This is a genomic window from Streptomyces lincolnensis, from assembly GCF_021173675.1.
Taxonomy (GTDB): Bacteria; Actinomycetota; Actinomycetes; order Streptomycetales; family Streptomycetaceae; genus Streptomyces; species Streptomyces lincolnensis_B.
This window is the reverse complement of record NZ_JAIHON010000047.1, coordinates 1-585: the sequence shown is the minus strand read 5'-3', so window position 1 is coordinate 585 and position 585 is coordinate 1. Positions and strand designations below refer to the sequence as shown.

The window sequence follows — 585 nt, the reverse complement described above, 5'->3', positions numbered from 1 at the left end:
GGCCGAACCGAGCCCGGCCGGGCCGCCGCCGATGACGACGAGGTCGTAGAAGTCGGCCGTCGGCGTGGTGGCCAGACCCACCCGGGCGGCCAGGTCGGGGGCCTCGGGCTCGACCAGGGGTGCTCCGTCCGGGGTGATCACCACCGGCAGCCGCTGCCCGTCGTGCCCGGCCGCCGCCAGCAGCCGCCGCCCCTCGGGCTCGTCCGCCGAGTACCAGCGGTAGGGCACCTGGTTGCGGGCCAGGAACTCCCGGACGTCCGACGAACGCGCCGACCAGCGGTGTCCGACCACCTTGGTGGCGGGTACCGGCCGGAAGTCACTGCACCGCCAGGCCTCCAGGAGGTCGTCGAGCACCGGGTACAGCTTCTCCTCGGGCGGGTCCCACGGCTTGAGGAGGTAGTGGTCGAGGTCGACGACGTTGATCGCGTCGATCGCCGCGTTGGTGTCCGCGTAGGCGGTCAGCAGCACGCGCCGGGCGCCCGGATACACGTCCAGGGCCTGTTCGAGGAACTCGATGCCGTTCATCTGGGGCATCCGGTAGTCGGCCAGGATCACCGCGACCAGATCACCGCGCAGCTTCAGCTC

The 585-nt window shown here is 72.0% G+C and carries 1 protein-coding gene; it reads right to left on the bottom strand.

Features of this window, described 5'->3' with window-relative positions; translation table 11 throughout:
- Window positions 1-585 (bottom strand): response regulator (locus tag K4B79_RS47495; protein ID WP_232033712.1); only part of this gene is annotated, 585 nt, incomplete at both ends.